A 1,309-nucleotide genomic window follows, 5' to 3' on the forward strand; every position below is an offset into this window, starting at 1 on the left:
TGAACCGTACCGGGTTTGTCGGAGACTTTTTTATTTAAGTTAGGCCACCTGACCTAACGGATTAATCTTATCATAGTACATTGCTTCAAACTCAAAAGGCGATACATAACCCAGTGCACCGTGTACACGCTTTTTGTTGAACCAATCTACCCAATTTAATGTCGCAAGTTGTACATCTGCTAAACCTTGCCAATCTGCTTTTAAATATTCAATCACCTCTGTTTTGTATAAGCCATTCACCGTTTCAGCCAAAGCATTATCGTATGAATCACCCGTTGTACCGACTGATGCTCGTAAATTTGCTGCTTCTAAACGATTGGTATAGCGAATAGAAAGATATTGAACACCTCTATCTGAATGATGAATTACATTCTTTGGCATGCCTCGATCGTGCAATGCTTGCTCCAATGCATCGAGCACCATATCTGTATTCATCCGTGTAGATACTTTCCATCCAACAATTGCTCGTGAGAACACATCAATAATAAATGCGGTGTAGACCCAGCCAGAATTGGTTTGAATATACGTAAAGTCACTGACCCATAATTGGTCAGGTCGATCAGCACTAAAATTCCGTTTCACTAAATCACTTGCCCGTTTTTGATCATCTCGGCTGCGGGTAGTTTGTTTGTTCTTACCACGCCAAACACCTTGTATATCTAGCTTTTGCATCAATCGAGCAACTGTACAACGTGCAATAACATAACCCTCACGTTTCAATTGTTGCCAAACTTTACGTACACCATATCGACCTGAACTTTCTTTCCAAATACGTTTGATTTGCTCTGCATGAGGTAAATCATGCAGAGCACGTTTCGCTCGATGTTCTGGGTTATCAACGAGATCTAAAGCCCGATAATAGGTCGAAGCTGCAATCGGTAAAATTCTACAAATCGCTTCAACGCCATATCGATCTTTATTGTGATGGATAAAATCCACCATTATTTGTGTGGGCGGTCGAGCTCCGCCTGGGCGAAAAAAGCAGCTGCTTTACGTAGAATTTCATTGGCACGTTTTAATTCTTTAATTTCACGTTCCATTTGCTTCATTTTTTCTTGGTCAGATACCTGTTGTACTTTGGCTGGATTTTGTTGATCTAAGTATTTTTGATACCAAACACGTAGTGTTTCAGGAGTACAGCCAATTTTAGGAGCAATTGCGGAAACTGCTGCCCAATTCGATGGATAATCTTTTTCAGATTCAATTAGTAATTGAACCGCTCTTTCTCTAATTTCGGGGGTATAGTTTGGTTTTTTCATCGGAATAGTCTCTCAGAATATTGACTCTCCGACAAACCCGGTACGGTTCA

General features: G+C 40.5%; 1 protein-coding gene and 1 other annotated feature. The gene reads right to left on the bottom strand.

Translation table 11 applies throughout. The features are described 5' to 3' along the window. Positions 1-39 precede the first annotated feature (39 nt). Positions 40-1,259, bottom strand: a protein-coding gene (locus tag FTU95_RS14915; RefSeq protein WP_180078888.1) for an IS3 family transposase whose coding sequence is annotated in 2 segments (ribosomal slippage) — positions 40-983 and positions 983-1,259 — 1,221 coding nt in all. Because the reading frame shifts where the segments join, the coding sequence is not laid out codon by codon here. Further along, positions 868-984: a sequence feature (AL1L pseudoknot), on the bottom strand. Its footprint overlaps the gene before it by 117 nt. Positions 1,260-1,309 lie beyond the last annotated feature (50 nt).

This window comes from Acinetobacter sp. YH12208 (assembly GCF_013418055.1).
Taxonomy (GTDB): Bacteria; Pseudomonadota; Gammaproteobacteria; order Pseudomonadales; family Moraxellaceae; genus Acinetobacter; species Acinetobacter pseudolwoffii.